Annotated in this window: 2 protein-coding genes and 1 pseudogene; all 3 read right to left on the bottom strand. The window is 64.5% G+C overall.

The features are described from left to right. Positions 1-119: pseudogene (locus ABNT58_RS25925) on the bottom strand (ABC transporter permease); the annotation flags it as partial. Then, positions 119-1,003 (bottom strand): ABC transporter permease, encoded by an 885-nt coding sequence (locus tag ABNT58_RS25920; protein ID WP_348756264.1) that lies wholly within the window; start codon positions 1,001-1,003, stop codon positions 119-121. The gene ABNT58_RS25920 and the pseudogene ABNT58_RS25925, both read right to left, overlap by 1 nt. A gap of 110 nt (positions 1,004-1,113) precedes the next feature. Continuing rightward, a complete protein-coding gene (locus ABNT58_RS25915) occupies positions 1,114-2,394 on the bottom strand; it encodes an extracellular solute-binding protein (RefSeq protein ID WP_348756263.1) in 1,281 nt (426 codons plus the stop codon). Positions 2,395-2,596: the final 202 nt, after the last annotated feature.

Genomic DNA, 2,596 nt, shown 5'->3' with positions numbered 1-2,596 from the left:
CCCTGGAAGCTGAGCACGAAGATGGCCAGCATCGGCCCGTATAGGAACAGCACGAACAGCACGAACAGGATGGCCAGCGGCCAGAAGCCGGGCGCGCGTCGTTCTCGTTGAGCGGCCATCACAGCTCCTTGCGCAGGTTGACCATGCGCATCAGCGCCCAGATCATCATCAGCACCACCGCCAGCAGGATGACGGCATTGGCCGCCGCCGCCGGAAACTGCAGGTAGCTGGCCTGCACCTGGATGATCTTGCCCACCGAGGCGATCTGCTGGCCACCCATCACGCCCACGGTGACGAAGTCGCCCATCACCAGCGCCACCACGAAGATGGAGCCGATGATCAGTCCGGTACGCGTCAGCGGCAGGATCACGTGCACCACCGTCTGCCAGGCCGTGGCGCCGTTGTCGCGCGCGGCCTCGATCAGCGCGCGGTCGATGCGCATCATCGAGTTGAAGATCGGCACGATCATGAACATCGTGTACAGGTGCACGAAGGCCAGGATCACCGAGAAGTCGGAGAACAGCAGCCACTCGATCGGCTGGTCGATCAGGTTCATGCCCATCAGCGTCTGGTTCACCAGGCCGTTGCGGCCCAGCAGCGGCACCCACGAGATCATGCGGATGACGTTGCTGGTCCAGAACGGCACGGTGCAGATGATGAACAGCACCGTCTGCACCAGCGTGCTGCGCACATGGAAGGCCATGAAGTAGGCCAGCGCAAAGCCCAGCACCGCGGTGATCAGCCACACCAGGAAGCTGAACTTCAGCGTCGACGCATAGGTCTTGAGGGTGACGCAGAGGTCGCCCTCACCCCCCAGGCCGCAGCCCTTGAAGATGTCGGCGTAGCTTTGCAGCGTGAAGGCGGGGATCAGCTCATAGTCCGTGGCCTGCCAGAAGCTCACCATCACGATGAGCAGCAGCGGCACCACGAAGAACACGAGGAACACCGCCGCCAATGGCCCGGCCTGCAGCCAGGCGACCCACCCTTTGCGCACATGCGACATCACTTCACCTCAGCCCGACGGCATTGCTCAAGCAGCCACCGCGGAGCCGGCTCCGCCGGTCCGCCAGTGGCGCCCCCTGGGGGGTGCGCCGAAGGCGCTCCGGGGGGGTCTCATGCGGCGACGAATTCGTTCCACTTCTGGACCATGTAGGTGTTCTCGTCCATCAGCGCGTTCCAGCAGGCGATGCCGCCCATGCGCTGCTCGTACGAGCCACCGTCGCGCTTGCTGCCGGCCTTGGCCAGCAGTTCGCCGTTGGGCGCCTTGATGTCCTTCTCGGCGGCCTTGCCTTCCATCCAGTAAGCCCACTCGTAGGCTTCCATCTTGGACTTGGCCGTCTCGAGCACCGCGCTGTAGTAGCCCTGGCGGTTCAGGTAGGCACCGGCCCAGCCGTCGAGGAACCAGTTGATGAACTCATACGCCCCATCGAGCTTGCGGCCCGACAGCGTGGCCGGCAGACCGAACCCGGCCGCCCAGGCGCGGTAGCCTTCCTTCAGCGGCTGGAACACGCAGTCGATGCCCTTGGTGCGCACCGCCGTCACGGCCGGGCTCCACATCGACTGGATCACCACCTCGCCCGAGGCCATCAGGTTCACGCTCTCGTTGAAGTCCTTCCACAGGCTGCGGAACTGGCCGGCCTTCTTGGCTTCGATCAGGGTCTTGATCGTCAGGTCGATCTCGGCCTTGGTCATGTTGCCCTTGTCGGGGTACTTGTACAGCCCCATCGCCTCCACCACCATGGCCGCGTCCATGATGCCGATGGACGGGATGTTGAGGATGGCGGCCTTGCCCTTGAACTCGGGGTTCAGCAGTTCCTTCCAGCTCTCGATCGGCCGCTTGATCAGGTCGGGACGGATGCCCAGCGTGTCGGCGTTGTACACGGTGGGAATCAGGCTCATGAACTCCGTGGGCGACTTGGCGAAGACCTTGCTCTTCTCGCCTTCCAGGAAAATCACCTTCTTGGGCGCGGTGCCCTGATCACCCACCGCCTTGCCCCCCAACATGCCGGTGGTGAACAGCGTGGTGATCTTGTCGGCGTTCTTGATCTTCTTGGTGTCGATGCCCTTCAGGTTGCCGGTGGGCACGATCTTCTTGAGCGAGAAGTACTCGGTGTCGATCAGGTCGAACGAGTTCGGCGAGGTGACGGCGCGCTGCGTCACCACGTCGGTGTTCACCGGGATGTACTGGATCTTGATGCCGGTGTCGGCCTCGAACTTGTCGGCGATCTTCTTGTCCTGGTTCACCGCAGTGCCCAGGTAGCGCAGCGTGATCTTTTCCTGCGCCTGCACGAAGGGAAAGCCCGCCAGGCCGGTGGCGGCCACGCCGGCACCGGCGGCGGCCTTGAGCAAGCGGCGGCGCGGCAGGCCGGCGGTGTTCGTGGGGTCGGTCTTCATCTCGCGGGTCTCCTGAAAAGGCGGGAGTGGATGGCGGCGCCTGCGCACGCAGGCACCACCGGGAAAGCTAGGGGCACCATCTCAGTCCCGCCGGGCCGTCCCAAGGGACTGAGCTCCCCCTCGGGGGGACGCGAGCGCAGCGAGCTAGGGGGCACCACGTCACCCTTGCAGCACGTGCGCATCGGCCTCGTGCCAGCTCATG

It is taken from the genome of uncultured Aquincola sp., from assembly GCF_964001545.1.
Lineage (GTDB): Bacteria > Pseudomonadota > Gammaproteobacteria > Burkholderiales > Burkholderiaceae_C > Aquincola.
Note: the sequence above shows the minus strand (reverse complement) of the source record. Positions and strands in the feature narration are given on the sequence as shown.